This window comes from Pseudomonas sp. I2 (assembly GCF_040984075.1).
Lineage (GTDB): Bacteria > Pseudomonadota > Gammaproteobacteria > Pseudomonadales > Pseudomonadaceae > Aquipseudomonas > Aquipseudomonas guariconensis_B.
This window is the reverse complement of the sequence record NZ_JBCGFQ010000222.1, coordinates 1-393: the sequence shown is the minus strand read 5'-3', so window position 1 is coordinate 393 and position 393 is coordinate 1. Positions and strand designations below refer to the sequence as shown.

General features: G+C 50.6%; 2 tRNA genes. Both read left to right on the top strand.

Annotated elements, in window-relative coordinates:
• The first annotated feature begins 12 nt into the window (after positions 1-12).
• Positions 13-99: transfer RNA gene (locus tag WCE05_RS26350), tRNA-Leu, on the top strand.
• 42 nt (positions 100-141) lie between these two features.
• A tRNA-Pro gene (locus WCE05_RS26345) sits at positions 142-218 on the top strand.
• The last annotated feature ends 175 nt before the right edge of the window (positions 219-393 follow it).

The window sequence follows — 393 nt, the reverse complement described above, 5'->3', positions numbered from 1 at the left end:
AGTTGTGACAATGCGAAGGTGGCGGAATTGGTAGACGCGCTAGCTTCAGGTGTTAGTGTCCTTACGGACGTGGGGGTTCAAGTCCCCCCCCTCGCACCACGACTTTAACGAATTGAACTAAAAATTCAAAAAGCAGTATTTCGGCGAGTAGCGCAGCTTGGTAGCGCAACTGGTTTGGGACCAGTGGGTCGGAGGTTCGAATCCTCTCTCGCCGACCAATTTTGAACCCCGCTTCGGCGGGGTTTTTGCTATACGAAAACGGGACGAAGGTGGAAATAATTTCCACGACCCAAAAAAAAAACACCGAGGCTGAGCGCTCCCTTTAACGAAGTAAAATCAAAGCCTCTCTCCGGGGGGTCTGGACATATATTAACGCGACAACCCTCAGTAGAA